General features: G+C 50.7%; 2 protein-coding genes. One reads left to right on the top strand and one right to left on the bottom strand.

Annotated elements, in window-relative coordinates; translation table 11 throughout:
• Positions 1-433: hypothetical protein (locus KK062_RS29810; protein ID WP_254088043.1), on the top strand; the 433-nt coding region annotated here is incomplete at its 5' end.
• A 13-nt stretch (positions 434-446) separates the two neighbouring features.
• Here KK062_RS29810 and KK062_RS29805 read toward each other — a convergent pair.
• Positions 447-935: RNA polymerase sigma factor (locus KK062_RS29805; protein ID WP_254088042.1), on the bottom strand; the 489-nt coding region annotated here is incomplete at its 5' end.

The following is a 935-nucleotide window of genomic DNA, read 5'->3' as shown; positions in this document are numbered from 1 at the left end:
CTATTTTGGCTGTGACAAATACCGCGACCAGGCCGCGGGTGAAGAGCTTAGTGTCCATGATCTCCTGTCCGACTCGGTCCTGTTGACGTATGAGCAAAAACAACAGGCCATTGAGGCACAATCCGTCGGCCTGCTGAGCAACCGCGGCCGGGCCAACACCGTACTCGCGGTAGACATAGATGAACAGACCCAGGTAAAAATGGTCAAGATCAACTTCGACCTTTGCACCTGCAAAGTGAGCCGCGCGTCATTCTCAAACGTATCCGATACATTGGCCATGCCACGCAAGATTTTGCTGACCGGAATATTCTCAGAAGCAGAAAAGACTTATTGGAAAAATCACGTATACAACGTGCTGGACAATGCGCTTGTTCAAAGCTGCCTGCCGCCGCCCGATAAATTTGTAAAGGCCTATCAGGTCGGCCAGAACTAGAAGACGATAAGTGTCAATAAAACAGTATCACAAAAAACGACAGCACGTACTTTACATACTGCCGCAACTGCGTTAGCCCGCGTTGCACCAGGTTGCGTGCCGATTGCTCATTCACATTCAACACCGCCGCAATCTCTTCAAAATCCATTTCATCATAGAATCGCAGTACCATGGCTTCGTATTGCCGGGGCGAGAGATCGTTCAGTAACTTGCGAAGCCGGTGTATGCGTTGATGACCACTCTCTTCGTCAATCAGCTTTTGCTCCGACGACGGCGTGGGTGTCAGCCATACATCTTCAATCACAAAATCATCGAGCGTAAAGAAGGCTTTGCGCGACTCGTTGCGCAACAGCTTGCGCCGCAACGAGCGGTATAGATAAAACCTTACGGATGTCGTGGGTGACAGCTTTTCGCGGAAGCGCCACAGATCAACGAATAGATCGTGAATGGCATCCTCCAATACCGCGTTCACGCCGCCGATCTTGCGCCCATAGTTGTACAA

The organism is Dawidia cretensis, from assembly GCF_018598175.1.
In the GTDB taxonomy this organism is placed as follows: Bacteria; Bacteroidota; Bacteroidia; order Cytophagales; family Cyclobacteriaceae; genus Ohtaekwangia; species Ohtaekwangia cretensis.
The sequence above is the reverse complement of the archived record's forward strand: the minus strand, read 5'-3'. Positions and strand labels throughout refer to the sequence as shown.